Source organism: Dyella marensis, assembly GCF_049532885.1.
In the GTDB taxonomy this organism is placed as follows: domain Bacteria; phylum Pseudomonadota; class Gammaproteobacteria; order Xanthomonadales; family Rhodanobacteraceae; genus Dyella_D; species Dyella_D marensis.
This window is the reverse complement of sequence record NZ_CP064029.1, coordinates 2992030-3013484: the sequence shown is the minus strand read 5'-3', so window position 1 is coordinate 3013484 and position 21455 is coordinate 2992030. Positions and strand designations below refer to the sequence as shown.

The window sequence follows — 21455 nt, the reverse complement described above, 5'->3', positions numbered from 1 at the left end:
CCCGCGCTATCATGGCGTCCTATGTCCGCCCGCGGTTCCTCCCCCGACCTCTTCCCTGAATCCGACGAGCTCAAGCCCCTGGCCGAGCGCATGCGTCCGCGCGGCCTCGACGAGATCGTCGGCCAGCAGCGCGTGCTCGCGCCCGGCAAGGCGTTGCGCCGCGCGCTCGAAGCGGGCCGCGTGCATTCGATGGTGCTGTGGGGCCCGCCCGGTTGCGGCAAGACCACCGTGGCCCTGCTGGTGGCGCGCTATGCCGACGCCGATTTCCGCGCGATTTCCGCCGTGCTGTCGGGCCTGCCGGAAGTGCGCAAGGCCTTGGCCGAGGCGGAGGCGAACTTCGCGCAGGGGCGGCGCACCGTGCTGTTCGTCGACGAGGTGCACCGCTTCAACAAGGCGCAGCAGGATGCCTTCCTGCCGCATATCGAGCGCGGCGTGATCATCTTCGTCGGCGCCACCACCGAGAACCCGTCGTTCGAACTCAACTCCGCCTTGCTGTCGCGCTGCCGCGTGCACGTGCTGGAAGCGGTGTCGGCGGACGATATCGTCGGCGCGCTCAAGCGTGCGCTGGAAGACAGCGAGCGCGGGCTGGGCGGACAGGGGCTGAGCATCGGCGACGCATCGCTGCAGCTGATCGCCCGCGCCGCCGACGGCGACGTGCGCCGCGCGCTCACCTTGCTGGAAATCGCCGCCGAGCTGGCCGAGGACGGCCGCATCGACGAAGCCACGCTGGAGCAGGTGCTGGCCGACCGCACGCGCCGCTTCGACAAGGGCGGCGAGCAGTTCTACGACCAGATCTCGGCGCTGCACAAATCCGTGCGCTCATCCGACCCCGACGCCGCGCTGTACTGGATGTGCCGCATGCTCGACGGCGGCGTCGATCCGCTGTATCTGGCGCGCCGCATGACCCGCATGGCGGTGGAAGACGTGGGCCTGGCCGAGCCGCGCGCCTGGCGCATGGCGCTGGATGCCTGGGACACCTACGAGCGCCTGGGCAGCCCGGAAGGCGAGCTGGGCCTGGCGCAGCTGGCGATCTGGCTGGCGATGGCGCCCAAGAGCAATGCCGCCTACACGGCCTACAACCAGGCGCGCGCGACGATCCGCGAAACCGGCACGCTGGACGTGCCCATGCATCTGCGCAATGCGCCGACCAGGCTGCTGAAGGGGCTGGGCTACGGCCAGGGCTACCAGTACGACCACGATGCCGAAGGCGGCATCGCGCTGGGCCAGCAATGCCTGCCCGATGCGCTCGACGGCACCGTGTTCTACGAGCCGGTGGAACGCGGCCTGGAATTGAAGCTGCGCGAGAAACTGCTGAGCCTGCGCGAAGCGCGGCGGCAGGCGCGCGGCAAGTAAGCGGTCTTTCTTCGGCGTTCCGCGCGGGCGCCGCCGTTCTGCCGTAGCCCGAGGCCATCGCATGTCCATCGTCTGGTACTTCGACTTCGTCTCCCCGTTCGCCTGGCTGCAGTGGCCGCGCATCGAGGAGCTGATGCGCACGCACGAGGTGAGCTTGCGCCCGATCCTGTTCGCCGGCGTGCTCGACCGCGTCGGCCAGAAGGGGCCGGCGGAGATTCCCGCCAAGCGCGAATTCATCTATCGCCACGTGCTGTGGCGTGCGCGCGAGGCGGGGCAGCCGCTGCGCTTTCCGCCGGCGCATCCGTTCAATCCGCTGGCCGCGCTGCGCCTGTGCATTGCGGCCGGCAGCGATGCACGCGCCACCGGCGCGATCTTCGAGTGGATCTGGGGACAGGGGCAGGTGGGCGACACGGCCGAAGCGCTCGCGCCGGTTGCGCAGGAGCTGGGCATTGCGGATGCCGCCGCGGCGATTGCCGACCCCGCCGTGAAAGCGCAGCTCAAAGCCAACTTCGACGCGGCCATGGCCGACGACATCTTCGGCGTGCCCACCCTGGCCATCGACGGCCGCCTGTTCTGGGGCGGCGACGCGCACGACTTCGCGCTGGCCTGCCTGCGCGATCCGGCGCTGTGGGACGAAGCGGAAATGCACCGCGTCGCCACTTTGCCGATCGGCGCCTCGCGCCTTTGAGCGCAGCCTGCTGCGAGCACCCTTGCGGGGCTTGCGCGCGCAGGCATAGATTCCGGCCACCGCAGCGCTTCTAACCGGGGGAGGGACGGATATGCGCGTACTGGTGGCTGCCTTGATCGGCGGCATCGTGATGTTTATCTGGGGCGCCGTGGCACATATGGCGCTGGGCCTGGGCGAAACCGGCATACGCCAGCCGGCGGCGGAAAACGTGGTGCTGGACAGCCTGCATCAGGGGCTGGGGATGCAGGCCGGTGTCTATATCCTGCCGTCGTTCGATCCCGCCAGGATGTCCGACGAGGCCGCCGTCAAGGCTTATTCGGAAAAGGCCAAGTCCTCGTCGTACGCGTGGATCGTCTATATGCCGCAGGGCGACGATCTGATGCAGATGGGCCCGCAGCTGGGCCGGCAATGGGCCTCGGACACCTTGTCCGCCCTGGCCCTGGCCTTCGTGATGGGCCTGGCCGCCTTCGGCTTCCGCAAGCGCCTGGGCATCGCGGTGGCGGCGGCGCTGTTCGCCTGGCTCAGCTCCATGGTGCCGTACTGGAACTGGTACCGCTTCCCGCTGGACTTCACCCTGGCCGCCCTGGTGGAGCAGGTGATCGGCTGGCTGCTGGCCGGTGCCGCCATGGCGTGGTGGCTGGGCCGCGCGGAACGGCGCGCCGTTTAAGCCGGACCGCATCACAGGCCGCGGCGGGCGAGGGCGCGCCGCGGCCTGTCGCATTGCGGCAAGTCGGGCCCGGCCGCCATAATCCGGCGTTCCCTGGCCATCATCCGGACCCATCATGCTGGACCCCGCCCTGCTGCGTTCGCGCCTGGCCGACACCGCCGCGCGCCTCAAGGAAACCCGTGGCTACGAACTCGACGTAGCCGCCGTGGAAGCGCTGGAAAGCGAACGCAAGCGGCTGTCCACCGAGACGCAGGAGCTGCAGAACCTGCGCAACACCCGCTCCAAGGCGATCGGCCAGGCCAAGGCCAAGGGTGAGGACGTCGGCGCGCTGATGGCCGAAGTCGCCGGCCTGGGCGACAAGCTCAAGGCCAACGAGCATGCGCTGGTCGAGGTGCAGGCGAAGATCGCCCACATCGCGCTGGGCATCCCGAATATCCCGCACGAGTCGGTGCCGCTGGGCAAGGACGAGAGCGAGAATGCCGAGCAGCTGCGCTGGGGCACGCCGCGTTCGTTCGATTTCGAAGTGAAAGACCACGTCGACCTCGGCGCCCGCCACGGCTGGCTGGACGCCGACGCCGGCGCCAAGCTCTCCGGCGCGCGCTTCACCGTGCTGCGCGGCCAGCTGGCGCAGCTGCATCGCGCACTCGCGCAGTTCATGCTCAACCTGCATACCGGCGAGCATGGCTACCTGGAATGCAGCGTGCCGCTGATCGTCAATACCGAGACGATGCAGGGCACCGGGCAGCTGCCGAAGTTCGAGGAAGACCTGTTCTCGACGCACGTCGGCGAGGCCAAGCGTTATCTGATTCCCACCGCGGAAGTGGCGCTGACCAACCTGGTTGCCGACAGCATCGTCGAAGCCGACGCGCTGCCGATGCGCCTCGCCGCGCATTCGATGTGCTTCCGCGCCGAAGCCGGCAGCTACGGCCGCGACACGCGCGGCATGATCCGCCAGCATCAGTTCGAGAAGGTGGAGATGGTGCAGATCGCTGCGCCTGAGCAGTCGCATGCTCAGCTGGAAGAAATGGTCGGCCATGCCGAGAAGGTGCTGCAGCAGCTGGGGCTGCCGTATCGCAAGGTGCTGCTGTGCACGGGCGATATGGGGTTTGCGGCGCAGAAGACCTACGACCTGGAAGTGTGGCTGCCGAGCCAGAACACCTATCGCGAGATTTCCTCGTGTTCGAACTGCGGAGATTTCCAGGCGCGAAGGATGCAGGCGCGGTGGCGCAACCCGGCGACGGGCAAGCCGGAGCTGGTGCATACCTTGAATGGGTCGGGGCTGGCGGTGGGGCGCACGCTGGTGGCGGTGATGGAGAACTATCAGAACGCGGATGGTTCGATCACGGTGCCGGAGGTGTTGCGGCCTTACCTGCACGGGGCGGAAAAAATCGCCTGAGCCTGTGACGAAAAGCCCGGCCTTCGCCGGGCTTTTTTCTTATGGGCCGCCACATCGCTTTTGGGGAAGATGTCGACGGAGGGCCGCCGATCGGATGGCTCAAGCAGTGCTTCGATCCATTCGAACAGCGAAGACGACATGATCAGGACGCAGACGCGAAGCTTGGCTTGGATTTTATGTTTCATGGCCTGCGGGGCCGCCGCGGCCCAGTCGCCGCCCGCGACGCCGGCCAGCCTGCCGGGGCGCTATATCGAATCGCTGAAACTGCATCAGGCCCGGCAATATGCCGAGGCCGCGGCGATCCTCGAACCGTTCTACACGGCCGGCCCCAATGGCATGGATTGGCATTGGAACGCCGCCATGTACCAGCTCGCACGCGATGAAGCGCTGGCCGGTAACAAGGACAAAGCCATGGATGCGCTGATGGCCGCGCAGGCCAGGGGCGGCAGCATTGCGGCGGACCAGCTGGCAGCGGAGGCCGACCTGGCATCGCTCCATGGCGACCCGCGATTCAAGCCGCTGGTCGAGGCGGCGCGCAGCCAGGAGCGCCTGTGGGCGCGCCAGCCCGGCCAGGATCTGCCGTTCGCGCCGAACCTGAGCGAGGACGCGAAGATCGCGGGGTTGTCCAGCCTGTGGGCGGAGGCCCGCTTCAACTTCGCCTTCTTCGACCGCGAGCCCGAGCTGGACTGGAACCAGGCCTACCTGGATTTCCTGCCCAAGGTGCGGGCGGCGGCATCGACCGAACAGTATTACCGCGTGCTGATGCGGTTCGCCGCACTGCTGAAGGACGGCCACACCAATGTCTATCCGCCCGAGCCTCTGCGTGACGCCTTCTATGGCCGGCCGGGCTTGCGCACGCAGTGGGTGGAAAACGCTGTGGTGGTGACGGGCATCGACGATCCCGCGTTGTCCGCGCAGCATTGGCGTGTGGGCGATGTGCTGGTGAAGATCGATGGCGAAGACATACGTTCCTATGCGGAGCGCGAGATCGCGCCTTACCAGAGTTCCTCGACGGCGCAGGATCTGCGGGTGCGCACCTATGACTATGCCTTGCTCGGCGGGCGGGCCGGCAGCCAGGTTCACGTCACTGCCAGGAATGCCGAAGGTAAGGAAGAAAACCGGGTGTTGACCCGGCTTACGTTGGCGGAGCAATCGAAGCTCAGGAGCGGCGGAGTGTCGTTCAAGCTGAGGCCGGATGGGATTGCCGTTCTTGCCGTCGACGAGTTCGACGACAGCGAAGGCACCAAGGCGCTGCTCGCGAATCTGTCGGTGGTGAACGCGTCCAAAGGGCTGGTCGTCGATCTGCGTGCCAATGGGGGCGGCAGCACACCTGTGGACTTGTTGCAGTTGTTGGCGCGGGAGCCGATTCGGGGGCCGTTGATTCGTACGAGAAGCTATGCGGCGGCGGATCGGGCGCGTGGTGTGTTGCCGGGGTGGAGCGATGTGGTGCCGTTCGAGGTGCCGGCGGATCCTGCGCATCATGTCGATGTGCCGGTGGCGGTGTTGACGAGTGCGCGGACGTTTTCGGCGGCGGAGGATTTTGTCGCGATGTTCGGGGCGATGCGGCGGGGGATTACGGTGGGGGAGACTACTGCTGGAAGTACAGGGCAGCCGTTGTTCTTTTCGCTACCGGGTGGGGGGAGTGCGCGGGTTTGTACCAGGAATGATCGTGGGCCGGATGGGGTGGTGTTTGAGGGGGTGGGGTTGCGGCCGACGATTGGGGTTTCGCAGACGGTGGAGAGTCTGCGGAGGGGGAGGGATGTGGTGTTGGAAAGGGCGGTGGGGGCGTTGGTGGGTGGGAAATGAAATGGGGGGCGGGGCTTAGTGAGGTTTCGATGGAGGGGGCGCTTTGGTTTGGGAGGGTGGGATTGTGAGGCCCATCCATGGGCCTCACCCCTCCGCGCTGCGCGCTGCGGGGCCAGCCTGCGGCTGTCCAAATTCGCTCCCGGCGAATTTGTCGAACCGGTGGCTCGGCGTAGCCGAGCCACCGGTTCTCTCTACCCACTCTCTCCGCCAGATATCAGAACGCCCCCGATGGGGGCGTTCTGATATCTGGCGGAGAGAGTGTCCGTTTAATGTGAATCACTGTGATTGACGGTCGGTAACTCACATTCATCGTTACTCACTGAAATTACTTGGTTTTTCGTCATCATTCGGATGGAAGTGGCTCCGTAGCTTGGGTTACCATCGCCGAGAGAAACATGGGATGGGACACGGGATATGAGGGCACTGAATAGGCTGTCGGCGTCGTTCGTCGACAAGGCGCGCCGAGGGAAAGCCGCGCCAGGTCGATACCCGGATGGCGGTTTGCTGTACCTCAATGTCAGCGATACAGGGGCCGCGTCATGGACCCTGAAATATGAGCGCGACAAGAAACGCCGCGAGGTTGGCCTGGGGCCACTGGCTGAGGTGGGCCTCACCGCCGCGCGTGACAAAGCGGCGGGTGTTCGCTCGGGGCTACGAAACGGCATCGCGCCACTGCCCGCCCGCGTACGCCTACATACTGCCGCGCAGGGCTTGACGTTCGCGCAAGCCGCTGCCGCTCACATCAAGTCACGAGCGGCCGAGTTCAAGAACGCGAAGCACCTTGCGCAGTGGACATCTACCCTGGAGCAATACGCGTTCCCCACGCTCGGCGGCGTCGACGTGAACGACATTGAGACGCCGCACATCCTGGCAGTGTTGAACCCGATCTGGACGAAGGTTCCAGAAACAGCCAGCCGCGTGCGTGGTCGCATCGAAAGCGTATTGGCGTATGCCACTGCCGCCGGTTACCGGAACGCCGACAAGCCAAATCCTGCGCGCTGGAAGGGCCATCTAGCCGCAATGCTGGCGAAGCCGTCCAAGGTGAAGCGTGTCGAGCATCATGCTGCGCTGCCTTACGCAGACCTGCCCGCCTTTATGAAGAAACTGCGGGCCGAAGTCGGCATGGGTGCAGAGGCACTCCAGTTCGCCATCCTCACCGCGACGCGTACCGGCGAAGTGATCGGAGCCAAGTTCGGTGAAATCGATTTCCAAGCCAAAACGTGGACCATTCCGGCCGGACGCATGAAGGCTTCGAAAGAACACCGCGTACCATTGTCTGATGCGGCTCTAGCGATCATCGAGAAGATGAGTGCTGCGGGGCGCGACGATGACGCGTACATATTCACCGGCATGCGTGCGGGTCATCCGTTGTCGAACATGTCCCTCCTTGCGGTGCTGAAGCGCATGAAGCGCAGCGACCTCACCACGCACGGCTTCCGTTCGACATTCCGCGATTGGGCTGGCGAGACAACGGCGCATCCTCGCGAAGTGATCGAACATGCACTGGCGCACCGCCTGAAGGACAAAGCCGAGGCGGCTTATCAACGCGGCACACTCATGGCGAAGCGCAAAGCACTGATGGATGACTGGGCGAAATTTATCCAGCATTAACGCTAGGATATAACCAACTCTCACGCTGATTCACCGTCGCAAACGCTCGCACACCCATTCACGTATGCGGTACTACTGAAGAAGCTCAAGCACGTCCATTCTGACGCCACACCGCATCCAGCGGAATACCAAGAGGCTTCAGAAAGTGACTACTCAGCAGACTAAATTCATCAAAATGCCGAAGGTGCTTGAACGTACCGGCATGTCACGGTCGACCCTGTATCGGGCTGTGGACGAAAACACATTCCCGCAGCCGGTAAAGGTTGGTCGTGCCGCGTACTGGATCGATGCTGAAGTTGAAGGCTGGCTCCAGGATCGCATCGCGGAATCGCGCGTGGAGGTGGCTAAATGACCTCCGGTTTCCGCAATTCCGCAGGCGTTGATTTTGACGACCTCTACGACCCCGATGTGGTGGGCGACGGATACACGGCAACGTTCCTGCGCCGCTCCGACGGAACGCCGTTGCGCTACGCGTCGGCGAACTACGGCACACCTGGAGACGCAGTCGGATTTCGCGACCAGACCGGCGCCGATGTCGGGACGAGGTGGGCCAAGAAAGGCACGGCCAACTACTGGTCCGTCGTCAACATGACCGCCCGTGGTTACGATCATTCGACTACTTCGGGCGTGGCCGTTCTCGGCAACGCGCAGTTCCGCATCGTATTCCATGCCAATGGCACGTTGACCCAGGAAGTCGCAGGTGACGGGACTTCCGGCCTTAGCTGGAGTGTCGTGAACACGTCCACCTTCGCGCGCGGCGGCAATTCAGCGTCCGCTTACCAAGCTCGACTATCGTGGTCGATGACAGCGAACCACTACACCGGAACCGGTGCCCCGTCTGGATTCATCAATCAGAGCAACGGAGCATCCGCGTTCACGTCCGTCACTGGCGATATCGCCTTGGATATCAGCAACGGCTCAGGCTACGTATACAACGGCCAGTTTCCACTGCTCCACGGGTATGTGACGCTGACTGTCACCGTCGACCTGAAAGACCCGTCCGGCAGAGTGACCACAAAGACGTTCACCTGTGACATGGATATGTACGGCTCGCCGCAGCCCAATAGCTGACAGCCTGGCGCATCAACCCAACGTTCTGTTGAGAACTCAAAACGCCGCCGAACATGGCGGCGTTTTTTTTGGTCCGGTGAATGCGAGTGAAGTTGCGTTAATAGCGGTGACCGCCGGCCGGAAATCGAGCACGAGGACATCCAGCACGAGGAATTGGAATCTATGCCCGTCCATTATCAAACCATCACAAACGAACGGACGGTTCTAGACAGACATGCAATCACTGAATAGCAAACGAATCCTGCGCATCGAGGACGTCACCCTCAAGGTCGGCCTACCGCGCTCGACGATCTACCAGGCCATCGCTGACGGCAAGTTTCCGGCGCAGATAAAGCTGCTTGGCGCGAAGGCATCGGGCTGGCTTGAGAGTGACATTGACGCGTGGATTGACGCACGCGTGGCGGCCTCGCGTGGGGGTGCCAAATGAGCGCTAAGCGACTTCTGACGCCGGATGACTTCCGTACCTGGCAGGATGGCAACGAACAGTTGATCCGGGACACGCTGGCGGCCAACCAGGCGGCCGTCGATGACGCCGTGGTTCGTCAGCTTATGGACGGGTGCCGACGCGGCATGAGCGTTGATGCTGCCGGTGATGTCATACTTCGCCAATTCGCTTATGGAACGCGTGGTAGCGTTGTGTTCACGCCCGACGGTGTGAAAGACGCGTTGCGGCATTGCGGCTGGAAGCCCGCAGGCGGTCACCACGAATGACGCTTAGGGAAATCCCGATTGAAGTGTTCCGTGATGCTCGGCTGGCGGCTGAGCAGCGCGGCGATAAGCCGAAAGCGGATTTCAAGCGCATGCCGGCGCGTGCAGAGCGCCAAGTGGTGGCAGCACCGAAGCCTGCACGCGACGAAGCACGCCGCCGCCGGCAAAAGGATGAGAACGCCCGCATCCAGAATGATGCTGCCAGCGTCATGCCGCCGACAATGACCGTGGACGACATGCTGGCGGACTGCGTTTGGATTGCATCGGGCAGCCAGGTTGGGCGGCTTAGCGCACCGAAGACGGCGCTGTCGTTCGGCGAGTTCTGCGACCTGACGGCATGCAACGTCACCGCAGTGGGTGAGCCAGACAGCAAGACCAAGCCACGCCAGGTACCTAACGCGGTGCTGTGGAAGAAACACGCGGTTCGCAAGACCGTGCACGCTCGGACCTTCCATGCTGGCGCGGGCGAAATCTGCCGCGATCCTGATGGTGAACTGTCGCTCAACTCCTGGCGGACCATCGAGCGTAGCGACGCGTCGGCAGATGTTAGCCCGTTTCTGGAGCACATCGAGTATTTGTTCACGGATGCGACAGAGCGCGAAGTGTTCCTGAGCTGGCTGGCACACATTGAGCAACAACCTGGCGTGCTGCCGCACTATGGTTGGCTCCACATTGCCGCGAACACCGGTACGGGCCGCAACTGGCTGGCTTCCGTCCTGGCTCGCGTGTGGCGCGGCTACGTGGCGCCGAATGTTGATCTTCCGGCGCTGCTGGAAAGCCAATTCAACGGGCCGCTGGCAGGCCGCGTGCTGGCGATGGTCGACGAAGTTCAGGAAGGCGGCGAAAATCCGTTTCGCCAAGCGAATCGGCTGAAGTCGCTGGTCAATGCAGAAGAACGGATCATCAATCCAAAGTTCGGGCGGCAGTATCGCGAGCACAATGCGTGCCGTTGGCTGGTGTTCTCAAACCATCACAACGCCTTGCCGCTGAACGACACGGATCGCCGCTGGCGCGTGGTCAGCCATAGTGCAGCGCCGCGCTCGCCCGAAACATACACGAAGCTCTACGCACTACTTGACGATGCCGAGTTCATCAACGCGGTTGGCTTGTGGTTGCGTGAGCGCGACATCAGCGCGTTCAATCCTGGCGAACGTCCGCCGATTAACGAGGCGAAGCGCGCGGCACTTGATGCGTCGAAGTCGCTCGTCCAGAAAGCGGCCGAGCAGCTTGTGGCGAACTGGCCGTCAGACGTCATCACCAACGGCGACGCTGCTGAGGTGATGGGCGACGGCTCTGAGAGAGGCGTTACCCCTGCCGCAATGCGTCGCGCGCTAACCGAAGCCGGTGCAATTCAGTACGGAGACGGACGCCCGGTGAAGGTTCGCGGCCAGTCCTGGCGGTGCTGGATATTGCGTAACGCAGCGCGATGGGCGGGCGCGCAACCGTTCGAAATCGCGAACGAGGGCGCGAAGGCACGCGGATACAACGCAGCAGCGACAGCGATGGATGTCCTTGCTTGCGCCGCCATAGACGACGGTGACGATTCCCCGCTTTAGCCAGCATGCCGAACGCCAACCGACGAACCCGCCCACGAGGCGGGTTTTTTATGCGCGGGAGCGGTTTCGGTTTCAGCAAGTTTCAGTTCTGAGTATAGAGTTCAAAAAAGTTGGGCTCTTCGTTTTTTTGGAAGCTATAGGAAAAAGCGGAACCCGCTGAAACCGAAACCCGCAGCAGATGCCGAAGCGCTCGATGCTTCTACCTGGGGCGCTCTGCTGTAGAGGGCGAACAGCGCTCCAGGTTGGAGCGTGCAAGCGGCATGCGCGCAGTGCCACGCGATGGTGACCATGCGGCCCACCCCGCGCAACCGGTGTCCCGTGAATTTCACGGGTCCTTCCTGACAGGAGGAGTGCCTGCGGGCCGCCACGTCCGCCCCTTTCCACATGTGAGTGGCCTGAAAATGCCTTGTCCGCCGTCCCCGGTGGCTAGGTAGCCGATCCACTCGGCGGCCCTTGTAGAGCGTCCTATGCGGCGTTGCGGTGCTTCACATCCGGGAAGCGGACATCCAGCACGAGGCTCGGTCCCTGACGAATGCGGAAACTCCCACTCATTCGGTAAAGCGCGCGGAAATCCAGCACGAGGAAATCCGTTCGCGACTTGCCGAGAATTTCTCACAACGCCGCGCACTCCGCGCTAATCCACAGAGACCACTCAGCACCATGACCAAGCCCCGCATTCCACAACAGAATCCCCTGGCCGTCGTCGACGAACAGGCGCGCAACGCCATGCCATTCGTCGAGAAGTGGACGCCTGGATTCGACGAACCCCGTCGCATCGCCGCACCGGCCGCTGCCAGCACCGTGTTTGATCTTGAGCGCAGCCTCGTTATCCCCGCTGACATGAGCTATCTGCTCGGCATCACGACGCCTGGCGCAGATCACGATCACGGGTTCGACGTCCCTGTCGTGAAAGACGCCCCTGCAGGCGAGACCGTCGAAATCGATCCGCGCGCCATGCTGGAAGCGAACAGCTCTGTCGTGCGCGCTGGCTCGCGCATCTTGGTGGCTCAGGTCGCGCCGGCCGAGGTCCGCGAAGGCCTTCAGGTAATGTTTGACCGGGAAGCGCTGCTGCGCAGCGTTGACCCGGCTCCGTTCGCCCTGGTGGCTGATGGCGCAGATGCGGGCACCTCGCCACATCCGCTCCATGATGCAGCCTGGAGCTGGGCTAGCTGCCCGAGTTTCGGTTTTCGCTGCGTCATTACGCGCGCTCAGCACCGCGCGGTCGGTGGCGATGGCCTGCGCGCTGCGATCATGATTGGCGTGCTCAAGGGACTCGGCGAGCTGGCCGACAAGCTTTTGCTGAACGCGATCCTGGCGGTGACTCCCGCTGCGTTTTCTCTCGGCGCTGCGTCGGCACGGTTCGCGAAGTTCGACGAGCTACGTGCCCTGGTGGGCACCGCAGGCACCGGCGCGGTAGTTGGCCAGGATGGCGTACTGCGCGCGAATGGCATCATGGCCGAGCTGACCGCAGCCGCAACCCAGACGGTTATCGGTCGTTTCACGCGCACCGCCATCGCTATCCACCCCACGCTGGACGTACACGCGCACCGCATCAACAACAACGGCGACACCGAGATTTCCGTTTTCTGCAACGCGCAGGCGGTAGTGTCGAACCCGGCCGATTTTTGGGTGGCGGCATGAGCGCCCCCCGTGAACGTGTGAGTTTGACGCTCCCGCCCGAGATGGTGCGGCGCCTGGAGTTGTCTCGCCGTGAGCTGTCGAAGCTCACGGGGTGCGAACTGAGCACAAGCCAGCTTGTGGAGTCGCTCCTGCAGCGCGACCTCCCACCGCTAAAGAGACTCCAGGAGGTTGCCGAGTGACCTCTCGACGGAAAATCTATATTGCATTGCCCGAACGCCTGCTAGCTGTCATCGAACACGAACGCGCCGCCGCTGAACGGCGTGACGGTACTCCAGTGACGCGCGATGACGTTGTTGAGGCGTTACTGACCATCGCGATTGAGTTCGCGGGTGATGGCGAATGAGCGATAACCTCATGACATCCGACGAAATTGGTCGTGTTATCGGCATCAGTGGTCGCCACGTGCGTCGCTATGCCGAGGAAGGGGCACTGCCGACGATCAAACCAGGTCGCCACGACGTCACCTGGATGGCGAACCTGCGTGCTGGTGAGGCAGTTGCGCGCAAGCTCAATCTGGAGAACGTCGACTGCAACACCCTGGTGGCGCTGGGTCGCGATAAGGATCAAAGCAGGGAAGATGTCGCGTTGTTCATCGCCATGTTCGAACGCAACGGCAAAACCCGCGATGCTGCGTTGATGGCACTCGGATATGCGAGAGGGCTGAAGAAATGATGCGGAAATTGTTTTCACGCAAGCCCGCTGCTGAGACTCCGGCCGTATCGGCGTTGCCCTCAGAAGTGAGTGCGGCAATCGAGACTAGCCACGTCATCATCCGTTCGGATGCAGAAAAAGTGTTGGTGGCTGTAATGGGGTTCCACCCGTTCACGTACAGCCTGGAGAATGCCGCCGCATTTTTCCAAAGTGCATTTTCAGGCTTGAATTCCGACCAGGTGGCGCGTGCCGTTCGGTTCCTAGCTGCGCACGTAGCGAAGCGCGTCGCGATACATGCTCAGCAGCATGAGCGCGTCGAGGGTGGCCCTCGCTGGTGCGACTGGCGTCCGCTGCGTATCGACAGCTAAAGATTTTCCAACCCGACGTGCGGGGATGTAGCACGACGCCATGACCCAAGGCGGGTAATGAAGGTCCGGCGATGCCCCCGCTGTAAATAGGGGCGCTATTAACCAAACGCGAACGCGAGCCTATGAACGTCATTCGAAAGCTGTTTTCCAGTCGATTCGCCACGCCACCGGCCAATGTCGACGGCAAGAATCGCCGGAAACTTGCGAAACGCCGCAAAGTACCTTGCGGCTCGTTCCGCATCGACCCTAACGGCCCCATCCTGGAGCAGGCACGGGAGCGCCGCTAGTGACGAATGAGCGAAAGCGCGTCGTTCATGTCCAGCGACAGTTGCCACGAAATGAAGCCGATAGCTGGCGGCATTGCGTCGAAGAGCTGCTGCCGCGCGTCGGCCTAGAGCATCGCGACCGCGACCTGGCGGACCGTCGCCGCCACGCTCGCTTGCTCGCCATAGCGGCGTTGCGTGCCGCTGGAGAAGACGACCTGGCGGATAGCCTAGCGACCTAGTGGCGCATGTGTGGCATCTAAATGCTGCTGCAAGGCAAATGTGAGTCCGAACAGTTCCTCAGGATGGTACCTATAATCAGCGCTCGCAACTTCTGCGCCGCTTTCGACCCATGCATCGGCCGCCTGTTTGTATTCGGAACGGGTCATGTGATCGTATTTTTCGTACGGATATCTCAACCCGATGAAGTTTGAGCCGAGGTCTTTCAGCACGCCGAGGTGATTGTGCGTCAGCGCAGAGGGGCCGATACGTTCGCCGGCGGTGCGCAGCAGGCTTTCCTGCACGGTTGAAGGTAACTGCGCGAAGAGCTTTTCGTACTTGTGATGTGTGCCGGATTTGCCGGTGGCCTTCTCTAGCGCCGCCTTCAGCAACAACTCAAAGGCAAGCAACCGCAGCAAATAGCCTGAATCTGAGTCGGCCCCAGCCTGGCGAAGCATGTCGGCAGCTTGTAGTCGTGTGGTGGCCTCCTGGAGCATCAACTCGTGGCGAAGTGGCGTCATAAAGTCGGCTCCCTTGTCCTGTACCTGCTGCTGATCCCTTCATTACCGCAAGCCGGCCTCCTCAAGCTTGCGAAGCAGCATCGAAGTCAGGGATAGATGGTCCAGGCAAGTGTCGGGATCGTCGGAAATCTTAGTCGTGTGGCCCCGCGGATTACGAATACCCTGCATTGTCCCTGCGAAGATAAATTTGTAGCCTTCCTGTTCACTCTGTTCAGAGGAAGTCATACCGGGGTTGAGCGCCAGCTTCGGGGGTGTGCCGCCGAAAACGCGCATCATCAAGCTTTTTCCGAAATCCGTGTCTGCGGAAACGCGCTGAACCTCTTCGTCGAGGTACTTGAGCGCCTCGAATGTGGCCTGAGAGTAATGGCCGTTATCGAACAGGTTGCGTACATCGACTGGAAAATCCGGATGAATATTGCGCTCTTCAAACGGATGGACGGTGCTGTCTCCGCGCGACTCCGCCTCGGTGAAGTTGTGTGCGGTTCTGACAATGCGCTCAAAGGTGTCAAGAAGCGCCATCGATTAGGTTCGCTCTAATGCTTCGGAAAATACGATCGTAGGTCTCTTGATCGCCTGACGCAGGAAGATTTACTTCGATGCGGACGGTCAGTCCGACTTGACTGTTCCGTTCGTTTCCATTTATGGGCGCCCCCTGAGTGACCTTGGTTTCGGCACGCAGAGATTCCTTTGCAGTCGCCGCTTTTGCAGGCTTGGGCTTTGTCGAAGGTGTTGTGCTTGACTTGGGCAGGCCTTGTGATGCTTTCGTTTTTGGAATTTCGGCGTGGCCGGACAGCGCGGCGAGGGCCGAGAATGTAGAAGCTTGTCGCGACCCGACTACGTCGGATGAATGGTCTGTCGTGCGAAAGAATTGAGTCAGGGCGTCTCGATCTAGCGTCCATGCTGCATCATTATGTAGCTCGAATATTTCTTCGTAAGCTTCGCGTACAACCTTTCCAAATTCAGCAGCAAACGCTTGGTCTTGGTGCTGCACGAAGGCCCCCGCTTTGGCACTCACCTTCTGGCCTTCCTCATCAATAACGCCGAGGAAGCGCAATACGTTAATCACGTATGACTCGTTCTTGGGGGCAATACCGAGCTTGCGCAGCGTATCTGCAGTGACTTCCTTCGGGAAGTTTTTGCGGAAGTGACTGACCGCCTTAACGAGCGGTCCGGCGGACGCCACATACGGATACTTGTTAGCCACTTTGTTCCCCCTGTGCGCTAGATGTCCCTAGATACGTTCCGAATTTAGTTATCCGTCGACATCTTGGTCAACATCAATCGTTTTTTGGCTTAGGAGGGGCGCTATCTCTTCGAGTCCGGCTTCGGTGATCGACGACATACGACGAGCTATAGCCAAGCTGTCAAGAATGGACTAGCTCATGGCTCGAAACACGGGATAGGGCACGGGAACGAAGTGGGGATGTGGAAAAAACCACATTTAAATCAATAAATTGCGATCACTTATGGCGGAGAGAGTGGGATTCGAACCCACGGAAGGTTTGACCCTTCGCCGGTTTTCAAGACCGGTGCCTTAAACCGCTCGGCCATCTCTCCGTAAGCGTTGTCGGCTGTCCAGGACAGCGAAGCCGCGTCATCCTAGCAGAATTGGCGCCTGGCCTCGTTTGGCGGCGATGATGGGCAGGTTGCATGGCCGGACCGCGCCACAGGACAACCATGGACGCAGCGCTGTTTTCCCCTTATCTCGACCGCTGGCGACTTTCCCCCGATGGCACGGCCATCGTTACCCCGCGTGCCCGCCTTTTGCCGGTTCGCCGCGATGGACAGCCCTTGATGCTCAAGATCGCCACCGACCCGGAGGAGCGCTTCGGCGGCATCCTGCTGGAATGGTGGGGTGGCGAGGGGGCGGCGCGGGCGGTTGAAGTGGAGGGGGATGCGGTGCTGATGGAGCGGGCGATGGGCAAGCGCTCGCTTACGGCCTATGCGCAGAACGGGCGGGATGACGAGGCGACAGAGGTGCTGTGCGCTGTCATTGCTGGCTTGCATGCGCCTCGCACCAAGCCATGGCCGGACGGGCTGGTGATCATGCCGGTCTGGTTCGAGGCCTTGGAGCCGATGGCTCGTTCGCATGGCGGCTGGCTGCGTCGTGCCGCGGAAGAGGCGCGTGCTTTGCTTGCCGAAGGCGTGGACGAGCGCCCGTTGCATGGCGATATCCACCACGACAACGTGCTCGACTTCGGCGAGCGTGGCTGGCTGGCGATCGATCCCAAGCATCTGCGCGGTGATCGTGCGTTCGACTATGCCAACCTGTTCTGCAACCCGGACATGGATTTTCCGGACAAGCCGGTGGCAGTAAGGCGTGAGCGATTCGAGCGCCGGCTGGACATCGTGGTGGAACACAGCGGTCTGGAGCGCCGGCGCCTGCTGCGCTGGATCCTCGCCTGGACCGGCTTGTCGGCGGCATGGCTGATCCAGGATGGCGATCCGGCCGAGGTCGACACACGAGTGGGCGCCATGGCGATGGCCGAGCTCGATCGTTGACGGTGCCGTACGCGCCTTGCGGCAACATCGCGTATAAGCGTGCTTCTTTCGAGCCACTACAGCCTCATGACCGCTCTCGTCTGGTTCCGCCGCGATCTCCGCCTGGCCGACAACCCCGCGCTCGCCGCCGCCTGCGCGGAGCACGGGCACATCCTGCCGGTCTACGTGCACGAGCCGGACGAGGAGGGTGTCTGGGCGCCGGGCGCCGCCAGCCGCTGGTGGCTGCATCATTCGCTGGCCGCGCTGTCCGCCGCGTTGAAGCAGCAGGGCGGCGGCCTGCATATCCGCACCGGTGGCACCCTGGACAACCTCGTCACCGCATGCCGCGCCGCTGGCGCCACGGCGGTCTACTGGAACCGCTGCTACGAGCCCGCGCTGATCGAGCGCGACAAGCACATCAAGGCAGCGCTGCGCGAGCAAGGCATCGAGGCGAAGAGTTTCAATGCGGCGTTGTGGGTGGAGCCGTGGCAGGTCGCCACGCAGCAGGATGGTCCTTATCGCGTTTTCACCCCGTTCTGGCGCAGCGTAAGGCCGCGGTTGGAACCGCAGGAGCCGATTCCCATGCCGGCCATGCGCTTTGCCAAAGCCAAGCATGGCGTGACATTGAAGTCGCTCGAACTGTTGCCGCGCATCCACTGGGACAAAGGCCTGCAGGACACCTGGACCCCGGGCGAGCAAGGCGCTCTCGAAGCGCTGGAGCTGTTCGCCGACGACGCGCTCAACGGCTACGCGCGCCTGCGCGACCTGCCGGCACGCCACGGCACGTCGCGCCTGTCTCCGCATCTGCATTTCGGCGAGATCTCGCCGCGGCAGATCCACCACATCCTGCATCGCCAGACGCAAGGCCTGGCCGCCAAGCGCCGCCCGGATCTCGAACCCTTCCTGCGCGAACTGGGCTGGCGCGAATTCGCCCACCACCTGCTGTTTCACTTTCCGCAAACCCCGACCGACAACTTCAACCCAGGCTTCGCCAACTTCCGCTGGGCCAAGCCCGACGAAGCCTTGCTCGAACGCTGGCGCCATGGCCACACCGGCATTCCCTTGGTCGACGCAGGCATGCGCGAGCTCTGGCACACCGGCTGGATGCACAACCGCGTGCGCATGGTGGTGGCCAGCTTCCTCACCAAGAACCTCCGCCAGCATTGGCACGAGGGGGCGAAGTGGTTCTGGGACACGCTGGTGGATGCGGACCTCGCCAACAACACGCTCGGTTGGCAATGGGTGGCCGGTTGCGGTGCGGATGCGGCGCCGTACTTCCGCGTGTTCAATCCGGTGTCGCAGGCGCAGAAGTTCGATCCGCAAGGGGACTATCTGCGCCGCTGGCTGCCGGAATTGAAGGATGCGCCGCCGCCGCTGCTGCATGAGCCGTGGAAGGATGGCTCGCTGTTGTCGCGCAGCGGTTATCCGGCGCCGATGGTGGATCTGGCGCAGTCGCGGCAGGATGCGTTGGGGGCTTATCAGGCGATGCGGGGGCGGGATTAGATCGAAGAGCAGGTTGTCGCTTGCTTTCCGTTGCGGCTTCTACGCTTCGAGTGACCCCTCACCCCAGCCCTCTCCCCGGAGGGGAGAGGGGGCGGTCAGCCGCGAGTGTCGGGTTCCGCGACATTGCCATCGCCGCGCTTGAGCAACACCGCCAGCACCGGCGGCGTCACCATCGCCGTCAGCAGCGACATCGCCACGATGATCGCGTAGGTGCGATCGCTGAACACCCCGGCCGCCAGGCCAAGGCTGGCGATCACCACGCCTACCTCGCCGCGCGGCACCATGCCGAAGCCCACGATGGTGGCCCCGCGCTTGCCCAGCGACAGCGCGCCGAGGAAGCCGCCGGCGAGCTTGGAAATGATGGCGATGACGGTCACGACAGACAGTGTGATCAGGGCGTCCGCGCTGGCCAGCTGCTGCAGATCGATCTTGCTGCCGGTGATCACGAAGAAGAACGGCGTGAGCAGGGCGAGCAACGGCTGCACCTGTTTTTCCAGCGTGTGCTGCTGGCGTGTCTCCGAGGCGATCATGCCCGCGAGGAAGGCGCCGATGATGGCGGCCAGGCCGAACAGCGTGGACACATAGGCCAGGCCCAGGCACAGCGCCAGCACGATCGCCAGCGCCGAATGCTGGCCGTGCGGCTTGTCCAGCCAGCTGGAATTCCAGCGCATCGCGCGCGCGCCGCCGAAACCGATCACCGCGATAAAGCCGATCGCGCCGACCAGCGTGGTGATCAGGTGCATCGCGTTGAAACCTTCGCCACCCTGCAGCGACACCACCACGCCCAGCAGCAGCATGGCCAGAATGTCGTCGATCACGGCGGCGCCGAGGATCACCTTGCTCTCCGTGCGCTGCAGCGCATTGAGTTCCTGCAGCACGCGCGCCGTAATGCCGGTGGAGGTGGCCACGAAGGCCGCGGCGATAAACAGCGACTTGCCCCAGTCGTAGCCGCTCGCATGCGCCCACACGCCGCCGAGGCCGAACGGCACCAGCACGCCGAGGATGCCGACCAGGAAGGCGACCTTGCCCACTTTCTTGAGATCTTCGAGCCGCGTCTCCAGGCCGACGGCGAACAACAATAGGACTACGCCTATTTCCGCGAGCACATCGAGCGGCGTGCCGGTGGCGATCTGCTCCGGTGCGATCCAGCCGAGCAACGAAGGACCGACCACGCAGCCGGCGGCGATTTCGCCCACCACGCCCGGCAATTTCAGGCGTTGCGCGATCTCCCCGCCGATCTGCGCGGCGACGAAGACGATGAACAGGGTGAGCAGGATGTCGGCGGCGTGATGCATGCTCAGGTTCCTTCCGGTCTATCGCGACCGGGGCATGCTACACGCTTGCGCTGCGTTTCGGCGCGTCGCGGCCGAGCCGGCTGAAGACCCAGCTGGCGGTGGCGGTGACGATGCCCAGCAGCAGTACCGTCCAGCGGAACGACACCACGTAGTCGTCGTGCGCATGGCCTTGCAGCAGCGCTTCCATCAGCAGCGAGGCGAGCGCGATGCCGAAGCTCATCGACAGGTATTGCGCGGTGGAGGCCATGGACGAGGCCATCGAGGCGTACTTCACTTCCAGGTCGTTGTAGATCAGCGTGTTCATCGCGGTGTACTGCAGGCCCATGAAGCCGCCGTAGACGAACACCATCACCGCGATCACCCACATCGGCGAGTCCTTGCCGAGCAGGGCGAACGAGCACAGCAGCACCGCCACGATCAAGGTGTTGGCCAGCAGGAAGCGGCGATAGCCCATGCGCTGCAGCAGGCGGTTGATCACCCACTTGGCGCAGATCGAGCCCAGCGCCTGCGGCACCATCATCAGGCCGGCCATGGTCGGCGACCAGCCGCAGCCCACCTGCAGGAACAGCACCAGCAGCAGGAACATGCCGGACACGCCCAGCCGCGTGAACAGGTTGCCGGCCAGCGACACCCATACGCTGCGCACGCGCAGCAGGTTCAGGTCCGCCACCGGGTATTCGGTATGCCGGCTATGCCAGACGTAGATGCCGCCGAAGATCAGCGCGAGCACGCCGCTCACGGCGATCTGCAGCCATTGCCCGCCGCCGCCGCTGGCCACTTCCGAAGCGGTGAGCAGCATGGCCGAGGCGAGCGCGAACAGCACGAAGCCGGAAAGATCGAAGCGGTGCGGATCAGCCAGTCGGTAATCCGGCATCTCGCGGCGATTCATCCAGAAACCGGCGATGCCCACCGGCACGTTGATCAGGAAGATCAGGCGCCACGAGGTGTACTCCGCCAGCACGCCGCCGAGCAGCGGACCGATCACCGAACCGAGCAGGCCCACCGTGGCCACCGTGCTCATGGCGCCGACGAAGTCGCGCTTGTCGATGCTGCGCACGAGCACATAGCGGCCCACCGGCATCAGTGCGGCGCCGCCCAGGCCTTGCAGCACGCGCGCGGCCACCAGCTGGGGCAGGGTCTGCGAGATGCCGCACAGCAGCGAGCCCACGGTGAAGATGGCGATGGCCGCGGCGAAGATGCGGCGCGTGCCGAAGCGGTCGCACATCCAGGGGCTGGCGGGAATGAAGATGGCCAGGGTCAGCACGTAGCTGGTGAGCGCGATGCGCATGCCCAGCGGCGCCACGCCCAGCGCTTCGCCCATGGCCGGCACGGCGGTGTTGACGATGGTGGAATCGAGCGCCTGCATGAAGAAGCTGGCGGCGACCAGCCAGATCAGTCCGCGGTAGCGCTCGCGCGAGGAGACGGGAGGCGGGGCAGGAGGTGTGCCGGGGTTGGGCGTACCCAGTTCGGGCGGCACTTCCGTGGCTGCGGAGGTATCGGACATGACCTGCGCATGATAGCTGCTATGGCAGCTGCCGATGCAGCCGCGGATTGGGGCGAGCCGCAGGGAACCCCCCCATGGGCCTTGCACGCTGGCGCAACTTACCGCTGTGCAAGGGCTGTGAAGGCTTTGGCAGTCGCGACCGGGGCGAGCGGC

22 protein-coding genes and 1 tRNA gene are annotated in these 21455 nt (G+C 63.4%); 17 read left to right on the top strand and 6 right to left on the bottom strand.

Annotated elements, in window-relative coordinates; genetic code table 11:
• The first annotated feature begins 21 nt into the window (after positions 1–21).
• From ISN75_RS12970 to ISN75_RS12900, 15 genes are all read left to right on the top strand, one after another.
• Positions 22–1353 carry a replication-associated recombination protein A gene (locus ISN75_RS12970; protein ID WP_167256885.1) on the top strand — a complete coding sequence of 444 codons (1332 nt, stop codon included), beginning with the start codon at positions 22–24 and terminating at the stop codon, positions 1351–1353.
• Positions 1354–1414: 61 nt separating this feature from the next.
• Complete coding sequence (locus ISN75_RS12965) at positions 1415–2041, top strand: 2-hydroxychromene-2-carboxylate isomerase (RefSeq protein ID WP_167256886.1); 627 nt, start codon at positions 1415–1417, stop codon at positions 2039–2041.
• Positions 2042–2132: 91 nt separating this feature from the next.
• Entirely contained in the window at positions 2133–2708 is a 576-nt protein-coding gene (locus tag ISN75_RS12960) for a hypothetical protein (RefSeq protein WP_168647228.1), read from the top strand.
• A 115-nt stretch (positions 2709–2823) separates the two neighbouring features.
• Positions 2824–4104 (top strand): serine--tRNA ligase, encoded by a 1281-nt coding sequence (gene serS, locus ISN75_RS12955; protein ID WP_343820024.1) that lies wholly within the window; start codon positions 2824–2826, stop codon positions 4102–4104.
• Between the two features lie 138 nt (positions 4105–4242).
• Positions 4243–5910, top strand: a complete 1668-nt coding sequence (locus ISN75_RS12950; RefSeq protein ID WP_343820022.1) for a S41 family peptidase — start codon at positions 4243–4245, stop codon at positions 5908–5910.
• 414 nt (positions 5911–6324) lie between these two features.
• Positions 6325–7521 carry a tyrosine-type recombinase/integrase gene (locus ISN75_RS12945; protein WP_343820020.1) on the top strand — a complete coding sequence of 399 codons (1197 nt, stop codon included), beginning with the start codon at positions 6325–6327 and terminating at the stop codon, positions 7519–7521.
• Between the two features lie 145 nt (positions 7522–7666).
• A complete protein-coding gene (locus tag ISN75_RS12940) occupies positions 7667–7873 on the top strand; it encodes an AlpA family transcriptional regulator (RefSeq protein ID WP_343820018.1) in 207 nt (68 codons plus the stop codon).
• The gene (locus ISN75_RS12935; protein WP_343820016.1) at positions 7870–8592 is read left to right on the top strand and encodes a hypothetical protein; all 723 of its coding nucleotides are present in this window, start codon (positions 7870–7872) and stop codon (positions 8590–8592) included. The genes ISN75_RS12940 and ISN75_RS12935 overlap by 4 nt, the downstream gene beginning before the upstream one ends.
• Positions 8593–8806: 214 nt before the next feature.
• A complete protein-coding gene (locus ISN75_RS12930) occupies positions 8807–9019 on the top strand; it encodes an AlpA family transcriptional regulator (RefSeq protein WP_343820014.1) in 213 nt (70 codons plus the stop codon).
• Positions 9016–9303, top strand: coding sequence for a hypothetical protein (locus ISN75_RS12925; RefSeq protein ID WP_343820012.1), 288 nt, complete (start codon positions 9016–9018; stop codon positions 9301–9303). The genes ISN75_RS12930 and ISN75_RS12925 overlap by 4 nt, the downstream gene beginning before the upstream one ends.
• Entirely contained in the window at positions 9300–10856 is a 1557-nt protein-coding gene (locus ISN75_RS12920) for a primase-helicase family protein (protein ID WP_423385070.1), read from the top strand. The genes ISN75_RS12925 and ISN75_RS12920 overlap by 4 nt, the downstream gene beginning before the upstream one ends.
• 660 nt (positions 10857–11516) lie before the next feature.
• Positions 11517–12497 carry a hypothetical protein gene (locus ISN75_RS12915; RefSeq protein WP_343820006.1) on the top strand — a complete coding sequence of 327 codons (981 nt, stop codon included), beginning with the start codon at positions 11517–11519 and terminating at the stop codon, positions 12495–12497.
• Positions 12498–12672: 175 nt separating this feature from the next.
• Positions 12673–12840: a hypothetical protein gene (locus ISN75_RS12910; RefSeq protein ID WP_343820004.1), complete on the top strand. Its 168-nt coding sequence runs from the start codon at positions 12673–12675 to the stop codon at positions 12838–12840.
• A complete protein-coding gene (locus ISN75_RS12905) occupies positions 12837–13169 on the top strand; it encodes a hypothetical protein (RefSeq protein ID WP_343820002.1) in 333 nt (110 codons plus the stop codon). The genes ISN75_RS12910 and ISN75_RS12905 overlap by 4 nt, the downstream gene beginning before the upstream one ends.
• Positions 13166–13516: a hypothetical protein gene (locus ISN75_RS12900; protein WP_343820000.1), complete on the top strand. Its 351-nt coding sequence runs from the start codon at positions 13166–13168 to the stop codon at positions 13514–13516. Before ISN75_RS12905 ends, ISN75_RS12900 begins: the two co-directional genes overlap by 4 nt.
• Positions 13517–14009: 493 nt before the next feature.
• Here ISN75_RS12900 and ISN75_RS12895 read toward each other — a convergent pair whose 3' ends face one another.
• The 4 genes from ISN75_RS12895 to ISN75_RS12880 all read right to left on the bottom strand — a co-directional run bounded on the left by ISN75_RS12895 (position 14010) and on the right by ISN75_RS12880 (position 16076).
• Positions 14010–14519, bottom strand: coding sequence for a hypothetical protein (locus tag ISN75_RS12895; protein ID WP_343819998.1), 510 nt, complete (start codon positions 14517–14519; stop codon positions 14010–14012).
• A 42-nt stretch (positions 14520–14561) separates the two neighbouring features.
• A complete protein-coding gene (locus ISN75_RS12890; protein WP_343819997.1) occupies positions 14562–15038 on the bottom strand; it encodes a TIGR02391 family protein in 477 nt (158 codons plus the stop codon).
• The gene (locus ISN75_RS12885) at positions 15025–15723 is read right to left on the bottom strand and encodes a DUF5343 domain-containing protein (protein ID WP_343819996.1); all 699 of its coding nucleotides are present in this window, start codon (positions 15721–15723) and stop codon (positions 15025–15027) included. Before ISN75_RS12885 ends, ISN75_RS12890 begins: the two co-directional genes overlap by 14 nt.
• A gap of 263 nt (positions 15724–15986) precedes the next feature.
• Positions 15987–16076, bottom strand: a tRNA-Ser gene (locus ISN75_RS12880).
• Positions 16077–16208: 132 nt separating this feature from the next.
• Here ISN75_RS12880 and ISN75_RS12875 point away from each other — a divergent pair.
• Both ISN75_RS12875 and ISN75_RS12870 read left to right on the top strand, forming a co-directional pair.
• On the top strand, positions 16209–17021 hold the full coding sequence (locus ISN75_RS12875) for an aminoglycoside phosphotransferase family protein (RefSeq protein ID WP_343820158.1): 813 nt from the start codon (positions 16209–16211) through the stop codon (positions 17019–17021).
• A gap of 66 nt (positions 17022–17087) precedes the next feature.
• The gene (locus ISN75_RS12870) at positions 17088–18503 is read left to right on the top strand and encodes a deoxyribodipyrimidine photo-lyase (protein WP_343819995.1); all 1416 of its coding nucleotides are present in this window, start codon (positions 17088–17090) and stop codon (positions 18501–18503) included.
• A gap of 95 nt (positions 18504–18598) precedes the next feature.
• Here ISN75_RS12870 and ISN75_RS12865 read toward each other — a convergent pair whose 3' ends face one another.
• Positions 18599–19798 (bottom strand): cation:proton antiporter, encoded by a 1200-nt coding sequence (locus ISN75_RS12865; RefSeq protein WP_343819994.1) that lies wholly within the window; start codon positions 19796–19798, stop codon positions 18599–18601.
• Positions 19799–19835: 37 nt separating this feature from the next.
• Positions 19836–21302 (bottom strand): MFS transporter, encoded by a 1467-nt coding sequence (locus ISN75_RS12860; protein WP_343819993.1) that lies wholly within the window; start codon positions 21300–21302, stop codon positions 19836–19838.
• Positions 21303–21455: the final 153 nt, after the last annotated feature.